This window comes from Zoogloea sp. (assembly GCF_017302315.1).
In the GTDB taxonomy this organism is placed as follows: Bacteria; Pseudomonadota; Gammaproteobacteria; order Burkholderiales; family Rhodocyclaceae; genus Zoogloea.
Window position 1 is genome coordinate 1 of sequence record NZ_JAFLDT010000045.1, and the last position, 25,370, is coordinate 25,370.

27 protein-coding genes are annotated in these 25,370 nt (G+C 63.1%); 16 read left to right on the plus strand and 11 right to left on the minus strand.

Features of this window, described 5'->3' with window-relative positions; translation table 11 throughout:
- Positions 1–236, plus strand: a 236-nt coding sequence (locus J0L98_RS13690; RefSeq protein ID WP_296412329.1) for an SPOR domain-containing protein, incomplete at its 5' end; no start/stop codon positions are given.
- A 140-nt stretch (positions 237–376) separates the two neighbouring features.
- Here J0L98_RS13690 and J0L98_RS13695 read toward each other — a convergent pair.
- The 5 genes from J0L98_RS13695 to J0L98_RS13715 all read right to left on the minus strand — a co-directional run bounded on the left by J0L98_RS13695 (position 377) and on the right by J0L98_RS13715 (position 7,436).
- Entirely contained in the window at positions 377–598 is a 222-nt protein-coding gene (locus J0L98_RS13695; protein WP_296401987.1) for a hypothetical protein, read from the minus strand.
- A gap of 75 nt (positions 599–673) precedes the next feature.
- Positions 674–2,887: an EAL domain-containing protein gene (locus J0L98_RS13700; RefSeq protein ID WP_296412330.1), complete on the minus strand. Its 2,214-nt coding sequence runs from the start codon at positions 2,885–2,887 to the stop codon at positions 674–676.
- 57 nt (positions 2,888–2,944) lie between these two features.
- Positions 2,945–5,044, minus strand: a complete 2,100-nt coding sequence (locus tag J0L98_RS13705) for an ATP-binding protein (protein WP_296412331.1) — start codon at positions 5,042–5,044, stop codon at positions 2,945–2,947.
- Between the two features lie 199 nt (positions 5,045–5,243).
- Positions 5,244–6,383 (minus strand): HDOD domain-containing protein, encoded by a 1,140-nt coding sequence (locus J0L98_RS13710; protein ID WP_296412332.1) that lies wholly within the window; start codon positions 6,381–6,383, stop codon positions 5,244–5,246.
- A 24-nt stretch (positions 6,384–6,407) separates the two neighbouring features.
- On the minus strand, positions 6,408–7,436 hold the full coding sequence (locus J0L98_RS13715; RefSeq protein ID WP_296412333.1) for a CDP-6-deoxy-delta-3,4-glucoseen reductase: 1,029 nt from the start codon (positions 7,434–7,436) through the stop codon (positions 6,408–6,410).
- Between the two features lie 42 nt (positions 7,437–7,478).
- Between J0L98_RS13715 and J0L98_RS13720 the strand changes: the two genes are divergently transcribed.
- The 3 genes from J0L98_RS13720 to J0L98_RS13730 are packed head-to-tail and all read left to right on the plus strand — an operon-like array spanning position 7,479 to position 9,994.
- A complete protein-coding gene (locus tag J0L98_RS13720; RefSeq protein WP_296412359.1) occupies positions 7,479–8,360 on the plus strand; it encodes an SDR family oxidoreductase in 882 nt (293 codons plus the stop codon).
- A 22-nt stretch (positions 8,361–8,382) separates the two neighbouring features.
- Entirely contained in the window at positions 8,383–8,799 is a 417-nt protein-coding gene (locus J0L98_RS13725; protein WP_296412334.1) for a CopD family protein, read from the plus strand.
- A gap of 22 nt (positions 8,800–8,821) precedes the next feature.
- A complete protein-coding gene (locus J0L98_RS13730; protein WP_296412335.1) occupies positions 8,822–9,994 on the plus strand; it encodes a THUMP domain-containing protein in 1,173 nt (390 codons plus the stop codon).
- 156 nt (positions 9,995–10,150) lie between these two features.
- Here J0L98_RS13730 and J0L98_RS13735 read toward each other — a convergent pair whose 3' ends face one another.
- Both J0L98_RS13735 and J0L98_RS13740 read right to left on the minus strand, forming a co-directional pair.
- The gene (locus J0L98_RS13735) at positions 10,151–11,284 is read right to left on the minus strand and encodes a PilT/PilU family type 4a pilus ATPase (protein ID WP_296412336.1); all 1,134 of its coding nucleotides are present in this window, start codon (positions 11,282–11,284) and stop codon (positions 10,151–10,153) included.
- A 53-nt stretch (positions 11,285–11,337) separates the two neighbouring features.
- Positions 11,338–12,381, minus strand: a complete 1,044-nt coding sequence (locus tag J0L98_RS13740) for a type IV pilus twitching motility protein PilT (protein WP_296412337.1) — start codon at positions 12,379–12,381, stop codon at positions 11,338–11,340.
- Between the two features lie 55 nt (positions 12,382–12,436).
- Here J0L98_RS13740 and J0L98_RS13745 point away from each other — a divergent pair, with 55 nt between their 5' ends.
- Genes J0L98_RS13745 through J0L98_RS13760 form a run of 4 tightly spaced genes read left to right on the plus strand, consistent with a single transcriptional unit; the run spans position 12,437 to position 14,904 of the window.
- Complete coding sequence (locus tag J0L98_RS13745; protein WP_296412338.1) at positions 12,437–13,171, plus strand: YggS family pyridoxal phosphate-dependent enzyme; 735 nt, start codon at positions 12,437–12,439, stop codon at positions 13,169–13,171.
- Positions 13,172–13,210: 39 nt separating this feature from the next.
- Positions 13,211–14,023 carry a pyrroline-5-carboxylate reductase gene (gene proC, locus J0L98_RS13750; protein WP_296401997.1) on the plus strand — a complete coding sequence of 271 codons (813 nt, stop codon included), beginning with the start codon at positions 13,211–13,213 and terminating at the stop codon, positions 14,021–14,023.
- An 11-nt stretch (positions 14,024–14,034) separates the two neighbouring features.
- Positions 14,035–14,607, plus strand: a complete 573-nt coding sequence (locus J0L98_RS13755) for a YggT family protein (RefSeq protein WP_296412339.1) — start codon at positions 14,035–14,037, stop codon at positions 14,605–14,607.
- A 6-nt stretch (positions 14,608–14,613) separates the two neighbouring features.
- Complete coding sequence (locus J0L98_RS13760) at positions 14,614–14,904, plus strand: DUF167 family protein (protein ID WP_296412340.1); 291 nt, start codon at positions 14,614–14,616, stop codon at positions 14,902–14,904.
- Here J0L98_RS13760 and J0L98_RS13765 read toward each other — a convergent pair.
- A complete protein-coding gene (locus tag J0L98_RS13765) occupies positions 14,896–15,822 on the minus strand; it encodes a LysR family transcriptional regulator (RefSeq protein ID WP_296412341.1) in 927 nt (308 codons plus the stop codon). The two genes, J0L98_RS13760 and J0L98_RS13765, sit on opposite strands and share 9 nt — an antisense overlap.
- Before the next feature lie 108 nt (positions 15,823–15,930).
- On the opposite strand from J0L98_RS13765, the gene J0L98_RS13770 reads away from it, so the two are divergent.
- Positions 15,931–16,698: an SDR family oxidoreductase gene (locus J0L98_RS13770; RefSeq protein ID WP_296412342.1), complete on the plus strand. Its 768-nt coding sequence runs from the start codon at positions 15,931–15,933 to the stop codon at positions 16,696–16,698.
- An 11-nt stretch (positions 16,699–16,709) separates the two neighbouring features.
- Positions 16,710–17,702: an aldo/keto reductase gene (locus J0L98_RS13775; protein WP_296412343.1), complete on the plus strand. Its 993-nt coding sequence runs from the start codon at positions 16,710–16,712 to the stop codon at positions 17,700–17,702.
- Positions 17,703–17,798: 96 nt separating this feature from the next.
- Here J0L98_RS13775 and aceB read toward each other — a convergent pair whose 3' ends face one another.
- Positions 17,799–19,397 (minus strand): malate synthase A, encoded by a 1,599-nt coding sequence (gene aceB / locus J0L98_RS13780; RefSeq protein WP_296412344.1) that lies wholly within the window; start codon positions 19,395–19,397, stop codon positions 17,799–17,801.
- A gap of 50 nt (positions 19,398–19,447) precedes the next feature.
- On the minus strand, positions 19,448–20,140 hold the full coding sequence (locus J0L98_RS13785) for a haloacid dehalogenase type II (protein ID WP_296412345.1): 693 nt from the start codon (positions 20,138–20,140) through the stop codon (positions 19,448–19,450).
- Between the two features lie 187 nt (positions 20,141–20,327).
- Between J0L98_RS13785 and J0L98_RS13790 the strand changes: the two genes are divergently transcribed.
- Positions 20,328–21,236 carry a LysR family transcriptional regulator gene (locus J0L98_RS13790; protein ID WP_296412346.1) on the plus strand — a complete coding sequence of 303 codons (909 nt, stop codon included), beginning with the start codon at positions 20,328–20,330 and terminating at the stop codon, positions 21,234–21,236.
- Here J0L98_RS13790 and J0L98_RS13795 read toward each other — a convergent pair.
- Entirely contained in the window at positions 21,215–21,562 is a 348-nt protein-coding gene (locus J0L98_RS13795) for a hypothetical protein (protein WP_296412347.1), read from the minus strand. The genes J0L98_RS13790 and J0L98_RS13795 overlap by 22 nt on opposite strands.
- A 459-nt stretch (positions 21,563–22,021) precedes the next feature.
- Between J0L98_RS13795 and J0L98_RS13800 the strand changes: the two genes are divergently transcribed.
- The 5 genes from J0L98_RS13800 to J0L98_RS13820 are packed head-to-tail and all read left to right on the plus strand — an operon-like array spanning position 22,022 to position 25,359.
- Positions 22,022–22,444, plus strand: a complete 423-nt coding sequence (locus J0L98_RS13800) for a prepilin-type N-terminal cleavage/methylation domain-containing protein (protein WP_296412348.1) — start codon at positions 22,022–22,024, stop codon at positions 22,442–22,444.
- Positions 22,438–23,037 carry a GspH/FimT family pseudopilin gene (locus J0L98_RS13805; protein WP_296412349.1) on the plus strand — a complete coding sequence of 200 codons (600 nt, stop codon included), beginning with the start codon at positions 22,438–22,440 and terminating at the stop codon, positions 23,035–23,037. The genes J0L98_RS13800 and J0L98_RS13805 overlap by 7 nt, the downstream gene beginning before the upstream one ends.
- Before the next feature lie 8 nt (positions 23,038–23,045).
- Positions 23,046–23,504 carry a hypothetical protein gene (locus J0L98_RS13810; RefSeq protein WP_296412350.1) on the plus strand — a complete coding sequence of 153 codons (459 nt, stop codon included), beginning with the start codon at positions 23,046–23,048 and terminating at the stop codon, positions 23,502–23,504.
- Positions 23,479–24,699 (plus strand): PilW family protein, encoded by a 1,221-nt coding sequence (locus J0L98_RS13815; protein ID WP_296412351.1) that lies wholly within the window; start codon positions 23,479–23,481, stop codon positions 24,697–24,699. The genes J0L98_RS13810 and J0L98_RS13815 overlap by 26 nt, the downstream gene beginning before the upstream one ends.
- Positions 24,700–24,729: 30 nt before the next feature.
- Positions 24,730–25,359: a hypothetical protein gene (locus J0L98_RS13820; RefSeq protein ID WP_296412352.1), complete on the plus strand. Its 630-nt coding sequence runs from the start codon at positions 24,730–24,732 to the stop codon at positions 25,357–25,359.
- Positions 25,360–25,370: the final 11 nt, after the last annotated feature.

Here is a 25,370-nt window from a genome sequence, read left to right on the forward strand (position 1 = left end):
CGATAATCCCACAAATAAAAAATCCCCTTTCGCTTGAAAGGGGATTTTTCATTAATGATGATGACTTCCGCTCCCAAAGGCATGTTCATACACCAGCAACGCATAATACTTCCACGGGAAAGCTGGGGCGACTCATCGTCGGTCCCTTTGCGGACCGGCGTGAGGCGCTGGCTGCTCAGGCCCGCCTGCGTGAAAAGGGGGTCGATTCCGGCATGCTGCTGCCCCTGGGGCGTTGAGCCCCGCGGTCAGAGGGTATGAATAAATCTGCTGCGCGATCCGATTTCGCCCCTGCGATGCTCACCGTACCCTTGTACGGCTGCGCTTCTCGAGGCGAACTCGAACCGCTCGCTACGATTTCTTCACACCCTCTCAGTGGTCAGGCCGCGATGATGGAGAGGGCGTGACCGGTACGGCAACGCAATGCAAGTACCGGTTTCTGCGCCGGTGCTTCGGTGGCCCAGATGGCCGCCTGATCGCCGAGGTTGCGTGCGATTTCGTAGCCGCGCTGCTTTAGCCAGGCTGGATCGAGATGTTCGGCAACCAGACGCGGCTTTTCCGGATGCTGGGGGTGGGCCAGGACGAGACGGAAGATTTCCATGGCGGTCTCCACAGGGATTCGATTGGATGCCAATCTAGCGGCCGAGTGTGACGGTTGTTGGTGGCGGCAGGAAAATCAGGGGGTGAGAGCGGGGGCCGGCGGCGGAACCGCCCCGGGGAGCCGGAAGTCCTGGAGGATCCGGGTGGCGTCTTCGGCGCTGATGGGCCGGGAAAAGAGAAATCCCTGCATCTCGTCGCAGCCGAGGGTTTCAAGGGCGTTCATCTGATCGTCGCGCTCCACGCCTTCGGCAGCGAGCCGTATGTCAAAGCCACGGGCGATGCCTGCAATGGCGCTGACGATGGGGTGATCTTCGGTGCTCTTGATGTTCCGGACAAAACTCCGGTCGATCTTGAGGCGCGTCACGCCGCAACGGCGCAGATAGGCGAGGGACGAATAGCCGGTGCCGAAGTCGTCAATGGCGATACCGATGCCGAGTTCCCGCAGGCTCTGCATGCGTCGTGAGACCTTGTCATCCTGTTCGAGGAGCAATCTTTCTGTGATCTCCACTTCAAGGCTGTCAGCGGGCAGGCCGTAGCGCGCCAGGACGCGGGAGACAACATCGTCGAGATCCGAGTGGTCGAAGTCCCGGGCGGACAGGTTGGTGGACAGGCGCAGGTTGGGGTAGCGACGACGCCAGGATGAAAACTGGGCGCAGGCGGTGTCCAGCACCCAACGGGTGATTTCGTGAATGATCCCGGCTTCCTCGGCCATCTGGATGAAGCGGGAGGGGGCCACCACGCCGTGGACCGGGTGGCGCCAGCGCACCAGTGCCTCCATGCCGGTAATCGCGCCGCGGGACAGGCTGATCAGGGGCTGGTAATGCAGTTCCAGTTCCTTGCGGCCGAGTGCCAGGTGGAGCTCTTTTTCAAGGGAAATCCGCGCTCGATAAGTGGCGTGCATGTCGGGAGAGAAGAAGCTGAAGGCGTTGCCGCCGCTTCCCTTTACCTGGTGCATGGCCACACTGGCGTGCTGGATCAGGTCGTCGGCGCTGTCTCCGTCCTCCGGGTGAAGAGCTGCACCGAGGCTGATGGTGGCGGTGAATTCTCCGTCGACAACCGGGAAAGGGTTGCGGAAGGCCTGCAGGATCTTGTCCGCAATGGCTGTGGCGTCGGCCTTGGTGCCCACGTCGGGGAGCAGGACGAGAAACTCGTCGGATCCGTGGCGGGTCAGGGAGTCGCCCTTGCGCAGGCATTGCCGCAGGCGTGTGGCCACGGCCCGCAACAGGGTGTCCCCTTCACCCTGTCCGTAGGTGTCGTTCACCAGCTTGAAGCGGTCCATGTCGATGAACATGACGGCGATATGGGTCTTGCGCCGTTTGGCCTGGGCGATGGACAAGTTCAGGCGGTCGCAGAACAGGTCACGGTTGGGGAGATGGGTGAGCGGGTCGTGGAAGCAGTGGTCGCCATGACCCTGCTCGTGGAGTCGGTAGCCCGGCAGGCTCCGCGCAGCACCGTAGGTTCCGGCGTAGTGGATTGCAGCGCGGGAATCGGTACGGTTGTAGATCCCCATGGCGTTGAGCACGATACTGACCGGGCCATGCTCGTCGCTTTCCACATTGCCGAACGGGTTGCGGGTGAGACGTAGCGCCAGATTGCTGGTGGCCCGCGGGCCGGTCCGCCGTTCATTGAACGAGAAGCGTGCCCGTTCGAGATCCTCGGGATAGACGATCTCGGAAAAGTGCTTGCCGAGCAAGGCGCTGCGTGGGTGACCGAGGAGCGACTCGATGCGCTGGTTCAGGTAGCTGAAGCGACCGTCGGCATCAAGGGTGTAGATCAGGTCGAGGGAGTTTTCGACCAGATAGCGATGCATCTGCTCGGAGGATTCCAGGCGTTGCCGGGTCTGCCGCCGGCTGCGTTCAGTCTGGCGCTTGGCAAGGGTTTTTGCGACCGAGCGGCGTAACTGTTCGGCGCTGTAGGGTTTGATGAGGAAGTCGGCCGCTCCGCGCCGCAGGGCGCCGACAGCGGCTTCGACGGACTGTTCGGCGCTGATCATGATCACCGATTCACGGCGGTCATGGCTGAGCAGCCAGTCCATCACCGCCAGGCCAGAGGCATCCGGCAGGCGGTAGTCCAGGACGATCAGGTCATAGGCGGCTGCATTGAGGCGTGCAAGTGCTTCGGCAACGGTACCGCACTCCTCGATCAGTCGGTCGTCCGCTTGCAGGAGAGCGGTGATGGAGCGTGCGAGGGACGGTTCGTCGTCGATGACCAGGATGCGGACAAGAGCCTCGGCTGTTGCACGCCGCTGCCCCTCCGGTGGGAAGGGTTGCCCTTTCCAGGGGATGAGCATTGTGACTCCCTGATGTGGGTCTAGTGTTCTGCAGCCCAATCATGCACTAAATCATACCTACGCCGCCAGCGGCATGAAGATTTGGAATACCGTTCCGGAGCCAAGCTGGCTGCGGCACAGGATGGTACCTCCGTTAGTTGTGACGAGGTCGCGTACCACCGCGAGGCCCACGCCTCCCCCGGGTTTGGTGCTGTTTCTCGGCCCCCCGGCGAAGAGGGTCTGTACACGTTCCGCGGGCATCCCCGGGCCATTGTCCACCACCCGGATCTCCAGGCACGGACTGCCGTTGGCGTTGATGCCGGCCACCGCCGAGACGGTGAGTTTGCCGCCTTCCGGGATTGCTTCGGCCGCGTTCTTGTAGAGGTTCAGGAGCACCTGCTTGAGCGCGTCCGGCGGAATGGCTGCAGCCGGCAGATTGGGTGAGGTGTGCAGTTCGAAGTGTATGCCCCGGCGAGCGAACAGGGCTTCTCCGTAGAGGGCTCGCAGATCGTGGAGGATCTCGGCGACGCCACTGTGAGCCGGACCTGCCGGAAGCGTACCGGTGAAGTCGCTGGTCTTGCGGATCAGAGCGCCAACCCGGTCGAGTTCGTCGCTGAGAAGGTTGAGTTGCTCCTTGAGGGTCGCATCTTCGACCTTCTCGTCGATGATTCCGAGGTAGGTCTTGATGACGGTCAGTGGATTGCTGGCCTCATGGGCGATGCGCCGGGCGTGATCGACATAGCGGCGGCCGACGGTTTCCTCCACCTCGCGACGCATGCGCTCTTCAGAGTTCCGTTCGGAGATACGCACCGTCGCGGCATCGGTGAGGAGCCTGCGCAGGTTGTGGTCAGTCTCGTCGCCCGCATTCTCGTTGCTGGGGCAGGGAAATACCGCCACACCCGATTCAAGACCGTTGTTCCAGGGTACGCACAGCAGACCGTCGCTGGCCAGCCAGCGGGCCAACTGCCAATCGGCCGCGCAGCGCCCGGGCGGGCGGGGGGAGGCCTGAAAGCGGGTCTCGACGTTGTCCCGATAGGCCTCGGCGATGACACTGTTGGGGTCGTCGATGGCGATGCTGATCTGGTTCAAGCCCGGATGGGCAGGGTTGGCGGCTCCGGTCAGATCACCGCCTTCAAGGGGTTTGATGAACAATACCGGGGCGTCAAGTCCGAGTAGAAGCCGGGAGGCGAGGCTGAAGTCCGTCCAGGCCGAGCTGCCCCTGCCGAAACTGCTTCGGGCAAAGGCACCGAGCGCTGCGCGGGCGATGCCGGAGTCGATACCTCCCGGACTGGCGGCAGCGTTGCCCGCAGGGCCCCAGGGGCGTGAGAGCATGGCGGTTTCGACCGGAAGACCGAGCGCGCCAGCCCGATCCTGAATCGTGCGGGTGGTGTCGGCCAGCAGGCTGACGAGAATCGATCCATCCAGCCGGGTGAGGCGGCAGGCATTCTCGAGGCTGAGCGGCGCCTGGGTCGTCCGGTAGTTGGCAAGCTCTTCGGCGGCGGCCGTAATGCGAACCAGGGGGTGGGCGGTGACGAGGCTGGCCGCCTCGGCCTGATGCAGGGCAATGGCGTCGGAAATCCCGGCGGGCAGGCCGCAGCGGCTCGCCAGGATGGAGGAAATCTCTGCGTGATCCTCGTTGAAACGTTCCAGTTCGCTGGCCGTCAGGGTGCGTTCATCGGGGATGTCCGCCAGCATTTGAAGGTAATCGTCCGCATATTCGATCAGCCACAGCAAGCCGATGTCGTGGAGAAGGCCGGCCGAATAGGCCTCGTCAGGAGACACATAGCCGGACTCGCGGGCAATCTGTGAAGAGAGTTCCGCAACGAACTGGCTGTGCAGGCAGTGGTGGCGGTGGACGCCGATGTCGACCCGATGCTGGGCTTGCTGAACGATATGCCGCAAGGCCCAGGCCTGGAGAAGACCGGCGTCGGTATTGTCGACACGTTGAGCGATGGCTTCCAGCAGGGAGGCTGACTCATGCTTTTCGAGGGGGGCGGTCTGCAGCAGTTCGAACACCAGCACCGGATCGAGCGTGATGATGCGTGCCGCCTCTCTCGCAGAAGGGGCTCCGCCGGAAAGCACCCGCAGAAGGGCCGTGGCGGTCTCGCGCAGGCCGGGCAGGCGTATGGTGGGCACCACAGCAGGGCGTCGCAACAGGGAGGTTCGAGTGGTTTGCATGAAGGATGCACATATTTCGCAGATCTTGTGCTTTGGATTCTAACCGTGCCCCCCCCGTACCCAACTGTGACATAAGTTTGCGAAAGGCCGGCAGTGCAACGCCAATCGTGACTCAGTTCGCAATCACAGGCATGACCAGCAATGCCGCAGCGGGTGCCCGGCGTTCCGATCGTTGATCCCGGCCAGGCCCCCGGGGCCGCTAGCCGAACTGGAGGCTGTCGGCGAAGGCCAGGGCTTCGAGATGCGCCCGGTTGATTTGTTCGCTCGAAATGTGCAGATCCGAGGCGAGGGTAGCGAGGCTCTTGTCGTCGAAGCTCTCGAGGGCCCTGGCCAGTTTCAGGAATGGCGCGTACACGCCGTCACCGGTCAGCAGGGCGTCGGCAATGGGGCCGGGAAGGTGCATCTCCTCGAGCGCTGCCTGCAGGCTTGCCCCGAGGAGGAGGTGAAGCATGGAGAAGGCGCCGGTGATGAAGAGGTTGTCCAGCTCGCCCTTGTCGAAGAAAGTGGCACCGATCTTCTCCATGAATCGTCCGCGGGCGATGGCGGTCTGCATCAGCGCCGGGGCGGCGGGGTCGCGACTGGCCGAGACGAGCAGGACGGAAAGCCACTTGTTGAGCTTCTCGTAGCCCAGGATGGTGACCGCATGGCGGAAGGACTGGATCTCGCACATCAGTCCGAAACCGGCTGAATTGATGTATCTGAGCAACTTGTAGGACAGTGCCACGTCCTGCTTGAGGACAGTCTCGATTTCCTTCACTTCAGCGTTGCGGCGTACCAGATTCATCAAACGCACGATCTGGGCGTGGGAGGGCGCCAGCTTGCCGTTGCCCGTGACGCCACGCAGGAAGAACCACCCTGAGGCACCGTCGTAGCCCTGGATGATGGCATTGCGGAAATCAGGTACGTCCGACAGGCCCCAGGCCAGGGCCAGGCCGGGCGGATCGGCCGGCAGGGTCTGACGTTTGGCGTCGATGATCACGAAGCGCCAGGGTACGTTGGCGGGCAGCACGGTGTCGTGCTGATACCAGGTCAGATTGAGGCTGATGCCGGCAGCCTGGAGCTGCGGGATGAGCGACAGGGTGAGCGGGTGGGCGATGGACTGGACCGGGATCTCGATCATGGCGTTTGCGGGCGCGATCCAGTTCAGCAGATCCGGTGTCGGCACCAGCTTGTAGAGGCTGATGAAGACCGGATGGGTGGCCGGCCATACGTCGGCCAGACCGTCCAGGGCCTCCACGGCCTGGGAAACCGACGCCGCATGCACGATCAGCCGGTTGGCAGTGATCTTGTGTTGTTTGTTGATGACCGGTTCGCGGGTGATCAGGGCGGCATTGCTCATGGGCGCAGGGTTCCGGTGTGGAGCTCAGGCGGCTCGGGCGTCGTTCGAGTAGCTGAAGGCGTCGGCAAAAAACGCCTCCGGTGGCAGGCCACAGCGCCCGGTGAGATCCGCTCGGGCGGCTTCGATCATTGCTGGCGAGCCGCAGGCGTAGACCTCATGGCCGGAAAGATCGGGCAAATCGGCCATGAGGGCATGATGAGCGAAACCGCTGCGGCCCGTCCAGCCATCACTGGCCGGGGCGTCGGAAAGCACCGGTACGAACTGGAAGCCAGGCAAGCGCGCTTCCCAGCCACGAGCGATGTCGAACTGATAGAGGCCGGCCAGGTCGCGGCTGCCCCAGTAGAGGGTCATGGGGCGTTTCAGACCGGTGGCGATGGCGTTCTCGACGATGCTCTTGATCGGGGCAAAACCGGTGCCGCCCGCCAGCAGAATGACGGGGCGGACGGAGTCTTCGCGCAGGCGGAAGCTGCCCAAGGGGCCTTCGAAACGCAGGATGTCCTTTTCCTTGAGCTTTTCGAACACATGGGTGGTGAATTGGCCACCGGGGACAAGCCGGATGTGCAGTTCAAGGTGGTCGGCACCCGTGGGGGCGTTGGCAATCGAGAAGCTGCGGCGTTTGCCGTCGGCGAGAAGGAAGTCGATGTACTGGCCGGCCACGAACTGGAACTTCTCACTGGCCGGCAGCTTGATCTCGAGGACGATCACGTCGGCACCGATGCGGGTCAGTTTCTGCACCCGGCAGGGCAGTTTCTTGACCGGAATGTCCCCGGCGCGGCTGACCTGACGCACTTCGATGACCAGGTCGGAACGCGGTGTCGCGCAACACAGCAGGGCCATACCGGCATCGCGGTCGGCCGCGGTGAGGGTCGATTCGGAGTAACGGCCCTGATCCACATGGCCCGACACGATCTTGCTCTTGCATACACCGCAGGCCCCGTCACGGCAGCTATAGGGAAGGAGCAGGCCCTTGGCCAGGGCAGAGGCGAGAATGGTGTCTTCACTGCCGGCTTCAAAATGGAGGCCGCTGGGTTGGAGGGTGACCTGGAACGACATGATGGGTGGCCGTGAGATAATCGAAGGATGAAACGTCGAAAAATGAAGCAGGTGCTGATTGTCGGTAGTGGTGACGTGGCCCGCCGGATCATTCCCTGGCTGGCAGTGCGCTTTCGCGTGACGGCCGTGACAAGGCGGGCCGAGGAGTGTGCTGCACTGCGAACGCTGGGTGCCACGCCCCTTGTTGCCGACCTCGATTTGCCCGACACCCTCCTGCGTCTCGCCGGCATTGCCGACTACGTGCTGCACTGCGCGCCACCACCCGCGGTGGGTACCGATGACCCGCGCACCCGGCGCCTTCTGGCTGCTCTGACGCGTCGCGGGAGTCTACCACGACGGATAAGCTACATAAGTACCACTGGCGTCTACGGCGATTGCGGTGGTGCCTGGCTGGACGAGACGTGGCCCCTGCGTCCGGATTCGGCCCGGGCAGGGCGGCGGGTGGCGGCGGAGGCGCATCTGCGCCGTTTTGGCATGCGCACCGGCTGCCGCGTCAGCATTCTGCGGGCGCCCGGGATCTACGATACGGAGGCCCGCCTTCCACGGGCCCGGCTGCTTAAGGGGGATCCCGTCCTGGTGGCCGAGGACGACGTCTTCACCAATCACATCCATGCGGATGACCTGGCCCGCCTGTCGGCCCTGGCCCTGTTCCGCGGTCGGCCCAATCGGGCCTATAACGCCACCGACGACAGCACGATGCGCATGGGGGATTACTTTGATCTGGTGGCCGATGCCTGCGGTCTGCCCCGGCCGCCCCGTTTGCCACGGGCCGAACTGGCGGGCCGTCTGTCACCCATGACGCTTTCCTTCATGTCCGAGTCGCGACGCTTGATGAATGGCCGCATCAAGCGGGAGTTCCGCGTCGGCCTGCGCCATCCGACCGTGGCCGACGCCCTCGCGGCCATGTTGCCCACTGCTTCCTGAAACCTGAATCGAGTCCCACATCATGCTTTACCTCAGCATCAAGGCCCTGCACATCATCTTTGTCACCAGCTGGTTCGCCGGCCTGTTCTATCTGCCGCGTCTGTTTGTCAATCACGCCATGGTCACCGACACCGCCACCCTGCAGCGTCTGGCCCTGATGGAGCACAAGCTGTATCGCTTCATGACGCCCCTGGGCATCCTGGCGGTGATCCTGGGCATGTGGCTGTGGTTCGGCTTCGGCCTGAGCGGCGGCTGGCTGCATGCCAAGACCGCGTTGGTCACCTTCCTCATCGTTTATCACCTGTATTGCGGGCGTCTGATGCGTGCCTTTGCCGAAGGGCGCAATACCCGCAGCCATGTGTGGTACCGCTTCTTCAATGAGGTGCCGGTGCTGGTGTTGTTCGCAGTGGTGTTTCTCGTGGTGCTTAAGCCTTTCTGATCCCTTATTCCGGACGTCTGCCTTGAACTTCTTTTCGCCCTGTCCCCGCGGCCTCGAGCCGCTTCTCGCCGAGGAGCTGAAGGCTCTCGGTGCCAGCGATCCCAAGGTCGTTCCCGGCGGTGTGCATTTCGTCGGCGAGTGGCCCCTGTGCTACCGGGTCAACCTTGAAAGCCGCATCGCCACCCGTGTGCTGTGGCAGATCACCATGGGCCGCTACCGCAGCGAGGAGGACATCTACCGGATCGCCTACGCGCCCACCTGGGCCCACTGGTTCACGCCCGACCAGACCATCCGGGTCTTTGTGGTGGCACACAAATCGCCCCTGCGCAGCCTGGAGTTCGCCACCCTGCGTATCAAGGACGCCGTATGCGATCACTTCCGCACCGTTGCCGGGCGGCGCCCGGACGTGGATACCCAGTCGCCCGACATGCGCATCCACGCCTTCCTGTCGGCCGATACCGTCACGCTCTATCTGGATACCTCGGGCGATGCCCTCTACAAACGCGGCTTCAAGCAGGCCGCGGTGGAGGCGCCCCTGAAGGAGAACCTGGCGGCCGGCATTCTGCGTCTGACCGGCTGGAAGCCGGGCGAGGAGGCCCTGTGCGATCCCATGTGCGGTAGCGGCACTTTCCTGATTGAAGCAGCCCAGATGGCCCTCGATGTGGCCCCGGGCCTGGGCCGCCATTTTGCCTTCGAGCGCTTCAAACCCTATGAAAGGGATGTCTGGCTGCCCATCCGCCAGGCCGCCGAGGCCCGCCGCCAGGCGCCCCGCAAGCTGGCGATCTATGGCTCCGACATCCTGGAAGCCCAGCAGCGCAAGACCATCGTGAACCTGCGCAGTGCCGGTCTGGAGGGTTGCGTCGAGGTGGGGCGCGGGGATCTGTTGGATCTGCAGGCACCGGCCGCGTCCGGCGTGTTGATCGCCAACCCGCCCTACGGTGTGCGGCTGTCGGATACGGCAGAGCTGGAGGCCTTCTACCCGAAACTCGGCGACGCCCTGAAGGCCCATTGGACAGGCTGGCGCTGCTACTTCTTCAGCGGCGATCCGGCCCTGCCCAAAGGCGTCCGCCTCAAGGCCAGCAAACGTACCCCGCTCTTCAACGGCGCCATCGAGTGCCGCCTTTTTGAATACCAGATGGTCGCCGGCTCAGCCCGCAAACCCAAACCCTCGGACAACGACGATCTGAACGATTGAGGGGGGAGCGCAGCGAGCCCTTTTAACCGGGCACGCCGAACGGTGGCAGAAAGCGTAGCGAGCGCTTCGAGGCTGCGACGAGAAGCGCAGCCGTACTCGAGTACGGCGAGCATCGCAGCCGCAGGATCGGAGCGCGCAGTAGCTTTATGCCATCGTTCACACGATGTCGAGGTTCTGGATGCCGGAGAGCATATCCTTGTCGCCCCGGCGGCTCTTGAGCTTGATCTGCAGACGCAGATCGTTCATCGAGTCGGCGTTGCGCAGGGCATCCTCATAGGTGATCATGCCCTTTTCATAAAGATCGAAAAGGCTCTGGTCGAAGGTCTGCATGCCCAACTCGGAGGAGCGCTTCATGACGTCCTTGATGCCCGGGATCTCACCCTTGAAGATGAGGTCGGAGATCAGTGGTGAGTTGAGCATTACCTCGACGGCGGGTACCCGGCCCTTGCGGTCACACATGGGGAGCAGGCGCTGGGAGATGAGGGCGCGCAGGTTGAGGGAGAGATCCATCAGCAACTGATGGCGTCGCTCGTCGGGGAAGAAGTTGATGATCCGGTCGATGGCCTGGTTGGCGCTGTTGGCGTGCAGGGTGGCCAGGCACAGGTGGCCGGTTTCCGCAAAGGCGATGGCGTAGTCCATGGTCTCCCGGTCGCGGATCTCACCCATCAGGATCACATCCGGTGCTTGGCGCAGGGTGTTCTTGAGGGCGGGCTCCCATGAATCGGTGTCGATGCCGACTTCCCGCTGGGTGACGATGCAGTTCTTGTGGCTATGCACGAACTCGATCGGATCTTCAATGGTGATGATGTGGCCGAATGACTTTTCATTGCGGTAATCCACCATGGCTGCCAGGGACGTGGTCTTGCCGGTACCCGTGCCCCCGACGAAGATCACCAGCCCGCGTTTGGACATGGTGATGTCTTTCAGCACCGGGGGAAGGCCCAGGGACTCGAAGGTCGGGATCTTTTGCGGGATGGTCCGCAGCACCAGCCCGACCTGCCCCTGCTGGATGAAGGCATTGGCCCGGAAGCGCCCGATGCCCGGCGGGGAGATGGCGAAGTTGCACTCCTTGGTGGCTTCGAACTCCTGCGCCTGACGATCGCTCATGATCACCCTGGCCAGTTCCGCGGTGTGGGTGTGGGTGAGCTGCTGGTTGGACTGGGGGACGATCTTGCCGTCGATCTTGATGGCAGGCGGGAAGTTGGTGGTGATGAAAAGATCCGAACCGTTCTTCTGCAGCATCAGCCGCAGGAGATCGTGCATGAACTTGAGTGCCTGATCACGTTCCATGGTGGTTTCCTGTTGCCGGAGCGCGCCGGCAGTCTGATGGGGTCTGTCGGGCTTCAGGCGGGGAAGCTGTCCTTGTTCTGGGCGCGCAGGCGGGCTTCCGCACCCGACACGATGTTGCGTCGGACCATGTCGGCCAGGCACTGATCGAGGGTCTGCATCCCGATGTTCTGTCCGGTCTGGATGGCTGAATACATCTGTGCCACCTTGTTTTCACGGATCAGGTTACGGATGGCGGGGGTGCCGATCATGATCTCGTGGGCTGCCACCCGGCCGGTGCCGTCCTTGGTCTTGAGCAGGGTCTGCGAGATCACTGCGCGCAGGGATTCGGACATCATGGCCCGGACCATGTCCTTCTCGTTGGCGGGGAAGACGTCGACGATACGGTCGATGGTCTTGGCGGCCGACGAGGTGTGCAGCGTGCCGAAGACCAGGTGGCCGGTTTCGGCTGCCGTGAGGGCCAGGCGGATGGTTTCCAGGTCACGCATTTCACCCACCAGCACCACATCCGGATCTTCCCGCAGGGCGGAGCGCAGGGCCGCGTTGAAGGACTGGGTGTCGCGGGAGACCTCACGCTGGTTGATCAGGCAACGCTTGGATTCATGGACGAATTCGATGGGATCCTCGATGGTCAGGATGTGGCCGTATTCGTTCTCATTGACGTAGTCCACCATCGCCGCGAGGGTGGTGGATTTGCCCGAGCCGGTGGGGCCGGTGACGAGGACGATGCCCCGGGGTTGATTGGCGATCTCTTTGAAGATCTTCGGGCAGTTCAGCTCTTCAAGAGTCATCACCTTGGAGGGAATAACCCGGAACACTGCAGCTGCGCCACGGTTCTGATTGAAGGCATTGACCCGGAATCGTGCCAGGTTGGGGATTTCGAAGGAGAAGTCGGTTTCGAGAAACTCTTCGTACTGCTTGCGCTGGGCGTCGTTCATGATGTCGTACACCATGCCATGGACGTCCTTGTGGGCCAGGGCGGGCAGGTTGATCCGGCGCACGTCGCCGTGTACCCGGATCATCGGCGGCAGGCCCGCGGAAACATGAAGGTCGGACGCCTTGTTCTTGACCGTAAAGGCCAGCAGTTCGGTGATATCCATCGTGGGGGCTCGCGGCAGGGCTGGGATTGTCGGGCGAAATTCGGGCTCGGAGCCGATGCTATACTCAACGGCACCGACTGCCCAGATTAGAGCTTTGGAAGATTATAAATCAGGCATATCTGCCCGCCTTCAAATCCTTTCTGCGCGCATTGCGCGTGCTGCCGTCGAAGCGGGCCGTGATCCCGCGGAGGTACGTCTTCTCGCCGTCAGCAAGACGTGGCCCATCGAAAGCCTGCGTGACGCCGTAGCGGGCGGTCAGATGGCTTTTGGCGAAAGTTACGTGCAGGAAGCTGTTGGCAAGATCGAAGCCCTTTCCGATCTGGGGCTGGAGTGGCATTTCATCGGCCCCCTGCAGGGCAACAAGACGCGCCCCGTGGCGAATGCCTTTTCATGGGTGCATTCCGTCGACCGTATCCGGATCGCCCAGCGTCTGTCCGAGCAGCGGGATGTTCACTTGCCGCCGTTGCAGGTGTGCATCCAGGTCAATGTTAGCGGGGAAGAGAGCAAGAGCGGCGTTTCGCCGGAGGCGCTCCCGGAACTTGCCCGCGCCGTGGCGGCACTCCCCCGGCTTACGCTGCGGGGTCTGATGACCATTCCCGAGCCGAGCCCTGATGTGGCGGTGCAGCGTGCGCGTTTTGCGAGCCTGCGTCACCTGCGGGATGCGCTCAACAACGGCGGGATGAGCCTTGATACCCTCTCCATGGGCATGTCCGATGACCTCGAGGCGGCCATTGCCGAAGGGGCAACGATAGTCCGAGTGGGCACTGCGATCTTTGGGTCGCGGGCCTGACCTCTCTCCTTATCCATCCATGATCTTGGAAATAAATCGATGAAAATCACCTTCCTGGGGGGCGGCAATATGGCCGCGGCCCTGATTGGCGGCATGCTTAAGCAGGGCTTCAAGGCGGCGGAGTTACAGGTGGTCGAGCTCTCCGCAGAAGGTCGGGCAAGGCTCGAGGCGGGTTTCGGAGTGCGGGTCGTGGCGTCCATCGACGATGCATCCCTGGACTGTGATGTGCTGGTACTGGCGGTCAAGCCCCAGCAACTCAGGGACGCGGTGGCGCCCATGGCCGGGCGCCTGGCGTCACAGGTCGTGGTGAGCATCGCAGCCGGGCTGCGTCTGGCGGACATCGGCCGCTGGTTGGGCGGATACGATGGCCTGGTACGGGCCATGCCCAATACGCCCGCGCTGATCGGTGCCGGTATCACCGGGCTGTTTGCCAACGCCGCCGTCAGCGCGGCGGGGCGTGAGGCCGCCGATAAGGTGCTGTCTGCCGTGGGCAGCACGGTATGGGTTGCCGACGAGGCGCAGATCGATAGCGTGACCGCCGTGTCCGGGAGTGGCCCTGCCTACGTGTTTCATTTTATCGAGTGTCTGCAGGCTGCCGGTGAGTCCATGGGCTTTGATGGAGCAACGGCCCGCAAGTTGGCCATCGATACGGTGCTCGGTGCGGCACGGCTGGCTGCGGCCAGTGATGAGTCTCCGGCGGTGCTGCGGGAGAGGGTCACCTCCAAAGGGGGGACCACCGCAGCGGCATTGGCATCTTTTGCTGCCGACGGCTTTCCCGCCGTCGTGGAGCGGGCGGTGCGTGCTGCAGAAGCCCGTGGCCGCGAGCTGGGCGATCAGCTCGGCCGCGACTGAAGGGGGGCGGCATGCTCGCGAGCCTTTTCCTGACCGTTGTCGAGACCCTTGGCGGGCTTCTCTCCGGTGTTCTGTTGGCCCGTTTCGTGATGCAGTGGCAACGGATTTCCTTTCGCAACCCCATTGGTCAGTTCGTGGTGGCAACCACCGATTGGCTGGTGTTGCCCCTGCGCCGCTTCATCCCGGGCCTGGGCGGGCTTGATCTGGCCAGCCTGCTGCCGGCCTGGGTGGTGCAGGTGCTGGTCGTCTTTGTGGCTCTCGGGGTGCGCGGGATCATCGGTGTGGCAGATCCGCTGAGCATGCTGGTGGTGATGTGGGGGGTGGGCCTGCTCGAAACCGTGAAGGTCGCTCTGTATCTGCTGATGGGGGTGGTACTGATGTCGGCGGTGCTGTCCTGGGTCAATCCCCACGCGCCGATGGCAGGCCTGATCAACGCCTTGGCCGAGCCCTTCCTCCGCCCTTTCCGGCGGGTGATTCCGCTGGTCGGTGGTGTCGATCTGACGCCGATCGCCCTGTTGCTGGTGCTTCAGGTGCTCCTTAGTGCGTTGGCGATGGGCAAGTACATGCTCGTGGGCCTGGCCTGACTCCAAATGGGCTGGATGGTGCAGGCCGGGGATGGCAGCGTGGTCCTGATGCTACACATTCAGCCCGGTGCCCGAAAGACCGAGGTGGCAGGTCTTCACGGCGATGCCTTGAAGATCCGGCTTGCTGCGCCGCCCGTGGACGGCAAGGCCAATGCCGCGCTGCTGGCCTTTCTGGCCAAGGTGTGTGGTGTGCCGAAATCCGCGGTCTCGCTGCTCAGCGGTGAAACATCCAGGAGTAAGCGGGTGAGAATCGTCGGTGCCGAAGTATCGGTGCTGGAGGCGCTGGCCTCAGCCTGACGCCCTCGGGGTGGTTCCCGTACGCTCGACGCGGCTTTCCTTTACCAGTTCGATGAATTTCTGCAGCCCTGCCGAAGGCAGACGGCGGCTGGGGTAATACAGGAAGAAGCCGGCTTCCGTCGGACGCCAGTCGTCCAGCACGGTTTCAAGCCGGCCGGCTGCCAGGCTGGCTCGCGCGGTTTCCTCATAAACATAGGCCAGGCCCAGGCTGTCTTCGGCAGCGCGAAGCATCAGCGGCATTTCTCCCACATCAAGGGGGCCGCTGACGTCCACCTCCAGTTTTTCTCCCGCTCTTTCGAACTCCCACCGATATCGCGCCCCACTCGGGAAGCGAATCCCGATGCAGCGATGCCGGCCTAGTTCATGGGGGGTGGATGGACGGCCTGCCTGGACCAGGTAGGTGGGCGCACCGACTACCACAAAACGCTGGGGCGGCCCCAGGGGGATGGCCACCATGTCCCGATCCAGGCTTTCCCCAAAACGCACGCCGGCGTCAAAGCCGCCCTGAATGATGTCCACAAAGGCGTCATCAGCCACGATCTCCAGGCGCATGCCCGGGTTGGCGAGCAGGAAGCGGTTGGCAAGGGGCGCCAGGACATGCTCGGCAGCATGGCGCGGGGCATTGAAGCGCAGTGTGCCCACCGGCGAGTCCCGGAAGGCGTTGAGTGCTTCAAGGGCGCCGTCGATGTCCAGCAGCGCCGGGGCGAGGCGGTCAAGCAGGCGCTGCCCGGCCTCGGTGGGGGCCACGCTGCGGGTGCTGCGATTGAGCAGCCTCACACCTAAACGGCCTTCCAGTCCCCGCAGGCTGTGGCTGAGGGCCGACGGCGAAACACCCAGCTCCGTTGCCGCTCGACGGAAACTGCGCAAACGGGCAACGGTGGCAAAGGCCTGCAGGTCGGTGAGGCGGTTGCGATTCATATTGATGAATTCATCTCAATAACCCATGGTCGATCGTGTGGATTGTTGCATGAGTAGGGGCGGCGTAGCCTGCTTTGCGTTGTCCGCCTTTCAGACTGGAGAATCTCAATGACTGCAGAATCCATGGACCTGGCCGGTAAGGCCATTCTCGTCACCGGTGCCTCATCGGGCATCGGGGCCGCCACCGCGCTGGCCCTTGGCAGGGCGGGCGCCCGGGTGGCACTTGCCGCGCGGCGCGTCGATGCATGTGCCGAGCTAGCGCGGCAGATCGAGGCAGCCGGGGGCGAGGCTCTGGTGCTCGCAATGGACGTCGGTGTCGAGGCGGAGGTTGGCGCTGCCGTCGCCGCCACCGTGGCCCGCTTCGGCCGACTCGACGGTGCCTTCAACAACGCCGGCGCGCTGGGCCCGGCGGGGCCGCTGCACACCCTTGAGACAGCAGACTTCGAGAGCGTGATGCGGACCAACATGTACGGTGTGCTGTGGGCGATGAAACATGAGATTGCCGCGATGCTGGAAACAGGGGGCGGGGCGATCGTGAATACTGCTTCCATCGTGGCGCAGGTTGCGTTTCCCGGCATGGCCGCATACACCACCAGCAAGCATGCGGTGCTGGGGCTGACCCGTAGTGCCGCCCTGGACTATTTTCGGCTGGGCATTCGCGTCAATGCGGTGTGCCCCGGGCCGGTGGAAACACCCATGGCGGAGATCGGGTTCGGTAGCCTCGAGGGCCTGCGCATGGCCAGTGCGGGCTTTCCGGCCGGGCGGGCAGGACGTCCGGACGAAATCGCCGGGGCGGTACTGTTCCTGCTGTCGGGGCTGGCCAGTCACGTGAGCGGGCAGGGACTGACGGTGGATGGCGGTTTCACGGTTCAATGAGGGATGGGAACATGAAGCATCGATACCTGGGGCAGGCCGGCGTGGCGGTGTCGGCCATTGGCCTCGGCTGCATGGGCATGAGCGAGTTCTATGGGGCGAGCGATGACGGGGATTCTCTGCGGACGCTCACCCGGGCGGTGGAGCTGGGGGTGTCGCTCTTCGATACCGCGGATACCTATGGCTTCGGCCACAATGAAAGTCTGCTCGGTCGCTTTTTGGCCGATGGAGGGGCCGCCCGGCGAGCCCGTGTGCGCATTTCCACCAAGTTCGGCATCGTTCGCGAAGCGGGATGCTACGAGCGCCGTATCGACAACTCGCCGGGGTATGTGCGGGCGGCGTGCGAAGCATCCCTGCGCCGTTTGGGTGTCGAGCACATCGACCTGTATTTCTGCCATCGTAGAGATCCCGAGGTGCCGCTGGAGGATGTGGTCGGAGCCATGGGGGATCTGGTCAAGGCGGGGAAGGTGGGGCAGATCGGGCTGTCGGAGGTGTCCGCCGAGACCTTGCGGCGGGCCCATGCCGTGCATCCGGTGGCAGCCGTGCAGAGCGAGTATTCCCTGTGGTCCCGGGAGCCGGAGGAGGGCGTGCTGGCGGCCTGCGCTGAAATGGGTGCGAGCTTCATCGCCTATAGTCCCCTGGGGCGCGCCTTCCTGACGGGCCGCCTCAAGCTGGATGAGCTGGCCGAAGGCGATTTTCGGCGGGTTAATCCCCGCTTCGAGGCGGGGGCGGCGGCAATCAACCGCCGGCTGGTGGACGGGCTGACAGCGTTTGCGGCGCGGCATCGGGCAAGCAATGCCCAGATTGCCCTGGCCTGGCTGCTGGCGAAGCATCCCCATGTGATTCCCATTCCGGGGACGCGCTGTCCGGATCGCCTGGCGGAGAACATGGCTGCAGCGGATCTGGTGCTCTCGTCCGCGGAGCTCGCCGAACTGGATGCCCTGTTCCACCCCGAGCAGGTGGCCGGGGCGCGCTACCCCGAGGCCGGGATGGCCGGGATCGAGTAGATCCGGGCGGCGGGCACCCGAGTGCTGAAAAAAAGAACGGCACCCTCCAGGGGAGGGTGCCGTTCCGATGTCCCGCTTTGCCGGGCCTGGGCAGTGTTAATCCATCGCCTCGTACAGCGGCAGGGTCAGGAATTCCGGGTATTCCGGGGTCAGGGACATCTTGTCGAAGATCTCGGAGGCTTGGTCGTAGCTGGCGGTGTCCTCGCCCTGGGCGGTGACGGTGGCCTTCACCTTGGCGAGCTCCTCGGCGATCATCGGACGCACCATCTCGACGGTGACCTTGCGGCCGTCATCCAGGATGCCCTTGGGCGACACGACCCACTGCCACACCTGGGAGCGGGAGATTTCGGCGGTGGCCGCATCTTCCATCAGGTTGTGGATGGGCACGCAGCCGTTGCCGGCCAGCCAGGAGCCCAGGTAGTGGATGCCCACGTTGATGTTGTTGCGCAGGCCGGCTTCGGTGATCGGGGTGGTGGGGCGGAAATCCAGCCACTGCTCCGGGCCGAACTTGCCTTCCACCTGCTTTTCCCACTGGTTGGGCTTTTCACCGAGGACCTTCTGGAACTCTTCGGCGGCGATGGCGACGAGGCCCGGGTGAGCCACCCAGCCGCCGTCGAAACCGTCGTTGGCGTCGCGGGTCTTGTCGTGACGGATGCCGGCCAGGGCCTTCTCGTTGGCTTCTGCGTCGTTCTTGATCGGGATCAGGGCCGACATGCCGCCCATGGCCGGGGCGCCGCGCTTGTGGCAAGCCTGGACAAGGGCCAGGGCGTAGCCGCGCATGAAGGGCACTTCCATGGTGATGGCGCTGCGCTGGGCAAGGCAGAAGTCCTTGTTCTTCTTGAACTTCTTGATGCACGAGAAGATGTAGTCCCAGCGCCCGGCGTTGAGGCCGGCGGAGTGGTTGCGCAGTTCGTACAGGATTTCTTCCATCTCGAACGTGGCAAGAATGGTTTCGATCAGCACGGTGGCCTTGATGGTGCCCTGGGGCAGGCCGATGTGATCCTGGGCCATCACGAAGATGTCGTTCCACAGGCGGGCTTCCAGGTGGCTCTCCATCTTCGGTAGGTAGAAGAAGGGGCCGGCGCCGCGGGCGATCTGTTCCTTGGCGTTGTGAAAGAAGACCAGGCCGAAGTCGAAGATGCCGCCGGAGACGCGCTGACCATCAACGGTGACGTGCTTCTCGTCCAGATGCCAGCCGCGGGGGCGGATCTGCAGGGTGGCGATCTTGTCGTTGAGCTTGTATTCCTTGCCGGCTTCGTTCTTGAACGAGAGTTCGCGGCGGATGGCCTTGTAGATGTTGACCTGACCCTGGATCTGGTTGTCCCACTTCGGGCTGTTGGAGTCCTCGAAGTCGGTCATGTAGGAGTCAGCGCCCGAGTTGTAGGCGTTGATGATCATCTTGGCCTCGACCGGGCCGGTGATCTCGGTGCGACGACGTTCGAGCGCCTTGGGCAGCGGGGCAACCTTCCAGTCGCCTTCGCGGATGTGCTTGGTCTCGGGCAGGAAATCGGGCATTTCGCCGGCGTCGATACGGGCCTGGCGCTCGACTCGGGCCTTCAGCAGTTCCTGGCGACGGGGCTCGAAGGCGCGGTGCAGCTTGGCGACGAACTCGAGGGCTTCCGGGGTGAGGATGGTTTCGTAGCCCGGTTGAAGCGGGGCGTTGATCTGCATGCCGGCGGGGAGGGTGAGGCTCATGGTGGCTCCTGTGGGGGAAGGTTGCAAAACGAAGGGGTTCAGGTGAGGGTTCAGGCGCGCTGGCGCGCCACAAAATCGACAACGTCGGTGAGCAGGCTGCCCTGGACGGTGGGGGGTACGTCCAGTTGTTCCAGGGGTTGACCGCTGCGGTTGATCCAGAATGTCTGGAAGCCGAACCAGCCCGCGCCGGCGGCATCCCAGCCATTGGAAGAAACAAACAGGATACGCTCGGCAGGGCATTCGAAGGCTGCCGGTGCGAGCGCGTAGGCTTCGGCACTGGTCTTGTATTTGCGCACGGCATCCACCGACAGCACGTGGTCGAAAAGACCGTGCATGCCCGCACTCTTGATGGCCACCTCAAGCATCTCCGGCGTACCGTTGGAGAGGATCGCGGTGGGGACGTTTGCGTCCTTGAGGGCCTGGAGGGCGCCAAGATTTTCCGGGAAGGGGGATAGGCAGGCGTACTGGTTCATCAATTGATTGCAGCGCACCGTGTCCAGTTCAAGCCCCAGTTTGGCTGCCGCAAAGCGCAGCCCATCCCGGGTGATCTCCCAAAAGGGCTTGTAGCGGCCGGACAGGCTGCGGATGAAACTGTATTCGATCTGCTTGCTGCGCCACAGGTCTGCCAGGGCGACGCCTTTGCCGGGGTAGAGCTGCTCGGCCAGCAGGCCGACCGAGTACACGTCGAAGAGCGTGCCGAAGGCATCGAACGCGACAGCCTGGATGCGGGGCGGGTGAGCCATGCTCGGTGACCTTGTGCTTGAACTTGGGGTTGTGGTTGGCTCCTCGGAGGTGCTTCTGCCCGGCTCGTGACCGGGTGGCACCTCTCGGGATCCTGTCTCCTCCACCTTGATGTGCTGAAGTTTATTCAACGACTAAAGAAAAAAGAAGCCATAATAAAATCAAATGATTTTTTACTAAAAGTATCAAGTGAGCAATTTCAAGGAAATCGAAGCCTTTGTCAGTGTGGCCGCCAAGGGCAGCCTTTCGGCTGCTGCCCGGGCCGATGGGGTGACGCCCGCGATGATGGGGCGGCGTGTCGACGCCCTTGAGGAGCGTCTGGGAGTGAAGCTCCTGCTGCGGACGACCCGCAAGCTGAGTCTGACCTTTGAGGGCAGTGCTTTTCTTGAGGACTGTCAGCGCATTCTCAATGACCTGGCCAACGCGGAGGCGTCTGTCAGCCTGGGGGGGGTCAAGGCCAGCGGGCATATCAAGGTGTCGGCACCGGCCGGATTCGGGCGGCGCCACGTGGCGCCCCTGATCCGGGATTTTCTGCGCACCCATGCGGACGTTAGCTGCAGTCTGGATCTGAGCGACAGACTCGTCGATCTGGTGAACGAAGGGGTGGATTGCGCCATCCGCATCGGCGAGTTGAGTGACTCCAGCCTCGTTTCCGTGCGCCTGGCCGACAACCGGCGGGTGGTGGTGGCAAGCCCCGAGTATCTGGCGCGCTGCGGCATGCCCGCGACGCCCGACGATCTGACGCAGCACGACTGCCTGTCCCTCGATCCCCAGCGCGGCTGGGTCTTTGCCGATCCTGAGACGCCCGGCAAGACTCGGACGATCAAGGTCTCGGGGCGCTTCGAGTGCAATGATGGAACGGTATTGCATGAATGGGCGCTGGGCGGCATCGGGATGGCGTGGCGCTCCATGTGGGAGGTTGAGCGGGATCTCGCTTCGGGTGCGCTGGTGTCGGTGCTGGATTCGTTTGCCGCGCCACCCACGGGGATTTACGCCCTGTTTCCGCAGAACCGTCGCCTGCCCTTGCGGGTGCGCTTGCTGATCGACCATCTGCGGGGCTGCTTCGGGCGGCCGGATTACTGGCGCGGTGGTGCTTGAAGTGGCACAGGGGTGGCGGTGAAGCCTTCACTCTCCGGTGACCCGATTTCGAACTCGATGTGAATGCGGCTGGAGACCTGGTGCCCCAGGATTTCCGCAGGGGTGAAGCGCCAGCCCATGATTGTTCCCGCATAGGCTGCGGCCACCTCGCGCATTTCCTGTTCGCACAGCAGATTGACGTGCATCACCCGGCCATCCGGCCCTATGTCGGCCTCTATCCGGAAGCGGCCGGACGGTGCGCCGGGCAGGGAGGGCCAGTCATCGGGGGCGATCTCGGTGAGAAGGGTCGGGAGACGGGTAAGGGCCTCGACCGGAAATACGGGCAAGGGCTGCGGATCTGCGTCGGGCGGCGGGGCAGCCGGCCGTGCCGGTGCCGGGGTGCGTGCTGTTGTCCGTTCTCGTGATGGGCTTGTGGGGATGAGGTACGCTCGTTGCGTCGGGCGAGGTGTGGCCTCGCCCGTGGGCGGGGAGGGTATCAGTCGCACGTTCAGTTGTCTGGTCATGCTGTTGCTGCCGCCCGGACCGGGATCTTGCGGCCAGGTGATCAGGGCAGCGAGGTGCAGGGCGATGGAAAGACCCGCTGCGATCGGGAGGGATTGTCCGGGGGCGGGGCGGGGCATCATGGTGTCGGAGTCGGGTCAGGGCCCTGCTGAGGCCCTGTTGAAGGATAGGCCCGGTGGCCTGTGCCTTCTTGTGCCGCCGGTCTGGGGGAAGACTCCGCTTGTCGCCGAACGCTCGCATTTGACAGGGGGCGGCGGGACGATGAAGCATCGGAGGAAAAAACTATGAACAAAGCGCGCGGCTTTTCGTTGATCGAGTTGCTGATAGCGGTGGTGATCATCGGAATCCTGGCAGCGATCGCCATCCCGGCCTACATGGATCATATCGCCCGCGGCAGAATCGCCCAGGGGGTTGAGGCCTTGTCCGAGGCCAAGGTGCGGATGGAGCAGGTGTACAACTCCCGGCGGACCTACAAGCCTGATGGCAATTGCCCCGACATGAGTCCCTATTTCGTGGACATCCCTTTCACGGTCGCCCACTCGCCAGCCTGCACCGACACCAGTTTCACGCTGAAGATAACCGGTGATACCGCCAAGGGTACCGGCGGCTACTGGTATTCCATCAACGAAAGTGGTGAAAAGGCTTCGGCTACACCCAAGGCCAGCGGTAGCTGCTGGTTGATGAGCAAGAGTCAGACATCGTGCTGAGCGCATTCCGTCCGGCCCAGAAGGGCTTCACCGTTCTCGAACTGATGATCGTCATGGTTGTCGGTGCCATCCTGATTTCCGTGGCATTGCCATCCTTCACCCAGGTCATCCGCAACAATTCCGTCGGCTCTGCTGCGGAGCTCATTCAGAATGCCCTCCGTCAGGCCGAAGGGGAAGCCATCCGGCGCAATGGTGAAGTTGACTTCATGCTTACCGACGGAAGCCCGAGCGCGGCCTCCGTCAGTAGCCTGGTTGCAAAGGCAGATGGGCTGAACTGGGCCATCCGGATGGTCGACAGCACGGCAGCGAACCGCTACGTGAATGGCTCCACCACGAGCCAGATGGCAGAGGGCGTGACTTACCAGGGCCCGGCCGGTGTGCGCTTCAATGGGTCGGGTCGGGTTCTGGACCTGACCAGTGCGCCCGTAGGTGGGAAGCAGATTTTCAGGGTTTCCCGGACCAGTGCGGCAGTGGCCTATTGCGTATTTGTAACGCCGGGTGGTGCGGTCAAGATGTGTGATCCGTCGAAGGCCAGCGGTGACCCGCGGGCCTGTCAGCCCATGCTGTCCGCTTCCGATTGTCCGGCCGCTTAGGAGATGTCATGAGAGTCCGCGGTGAACGTGGCTATGTCCTGCTCGAGGCGCTGGTGGCTTTGCTCATCTTTTCATTGGGCTTGCTCGGGATGATCGGCTTTCAGGCCGCGTCCACCCGGATTGCCACTGACAGCCGTTTCCGCACCGAGGCTGCCATCCTTGCAGACGAGTTGATTTCCAAGATGTCCGTGGACAAGCGCGCCGTCGTGGTGGCGGAGTATGCCTATAAGTCGCCAGGTGGGGGAGGTGCATCGACCCATGCCTGGTTTACCCAGCGCGTGACCAATGGGAGCAAGCTGCCCAACCCCAAGGCCGAGGTGGTCGTGGAAAACGGCAAAGCCATTGATACCTTTGTGGTCACGGTGACGATTGAGTGGGATCTGCCGAACAGTGGCGGCTCTGGCGTGGCCGCGGACAGAAAGAAGCTGGAGCACGGAGTCTATGTCACCCAAGCAATGCTGTTTTGAGCCTCGTCGGCGTCAGGCCGGCCTGAGCATCGTCGAGATGATGGTGGGCATGGTCATTGGCCTGATCGCGAGTCTGGTGATCATGCAGAGCTTTTCGTCGAGTGAGGCCTATCGTCGAAATATCTCCGGGTCGGGAGATGCACTGCAGTCGGCGGCAATCGCTGCGCAGCGGCTTGATCTGATCATCCAGGAGGGCGGTTCCGGGCTTGCGCGCGGAGGGCAGTGGGTATGGGGGTGCAGGCTCCTCGCCAGTTTTTCCGGCAATGTGGTGCTCCCCAGTGCGTCGGCCTATCCCAGTCCCTTTGCCTCCGTGCCCCAGACCCTGCGAGCAGTACCGGCGGCCATCATTGATGGCGGGGACAAGTCGGATGTGATCATCACGATGGCGGGAGACTCCGCTTCGGGCAACAAGGGCCTGGCCTTTTCGTCCGCTACCGGCGATTCCATGGTGGTGCAGACACCGACGATCGGGATGATTCTGAAAACGTCCGCCGCGGCGGCCGCTTACGATCTGCTTCTTGCGGTGCCGCGCAAGATTGCCGACGATCCGGGCGACTGCCGGGTTGTGCAGGCGGCGAAGACCATGACCGCGCCCGTGATGACGGCCGATGCCTCCTTGGGCCTTAAGGTTGCCACATTCAGCAAGCTGGTTCCCTTGAATACCCTGACTTACGGAACGATTGAGTCTTCCATTTACGAGAAGTCGCCGGCCGCTTTCCATCTTGGGCTCAGGGACAATCCGAATTTCACGATGCTGGGAGTCAATAGTGACAGCGAATTGCTCCAGTACGATCTGCTCAAGCGCTTTGACACTCAGGTGGTCGGGGAGAACATCTTCCTGATCAAGGCCCGCTACGGGCTTGATAACGGTGTTGGTGGTGATATCAACGACAACGCGGTTGATGAATGGGTGTCCCCCTCAGAGTCGGGATGGACTCTGGCCGACCTGATGGATGGCAAGTTGGCGACCCAGCAGCGCATTGGGTATGTCAAGGCGATCCGCATTGCGATGGTGGTGCGCTCATCGCAACCGATCGCCAGCGATGCCCCCATGACGAGCATCAAGCTGTTCCAGGATCTGGCGTCTGCCCGGCAATTCAGCCGGACCTTGACCTCCGATGAGCAGCGTTACCAGTACCAGGCTTACGAATGGGTGATTCCGCTCCGGAACATGAGAACACCCCCGAATATCTGATTTGCGTGTGGATCCCGAATGTCCTCGAAAATGCGACACCTTGGTTCTGGACGGCAACGCGGCGTGGTGCTTGCCGTGGTGCTGGTGGTGCTGGTCGTCATGATGCTCGGCTCGGTGTCCTTGCTGAACTCTGTCGACACCTCGGCCCTGCTGTCCGGGAACATCGGTTTCAAGCGTGATTCGATCAACAGCGCCGGCGGGGGCCTCAACAAGGCTTTCGAAGCCATGAAGTCGGCAAATTTCCAGAAGTATCAGGATTCTGTCGCCGGTTGCCCGCCACCAGCAGCTACCGGCACTGCATGCACGGCCGCCGGGGAATGGGCGAAGCTGAACTTTTATCCACGCATCCTGGAGACGGATGAAAACGGGATTCCCCTGATCATCAAGAACAAGACCCAGTTCGACGCAAAATTCAAGATCGCGCCAGTCAAGGCCAACGGAAATGAAATGCGCTTCCTGATCGAGCGCATGTGTGAAACCTATGGCCCGTCCAGCAAGGTGACCTGCGTGCTCTCCACCGAATCACCGCTTGGGGGGGACAAGTGGGCAGACAAGCCGGGCTCGACGGCCTCGCCGGTCTATCGGGTCACGGTACGCACGGATGGCGTGCGCAATAGCCAGACCTATGTCCAGTGGAATGTGACTTTCCTGGGTGAGTGATATTGAATACC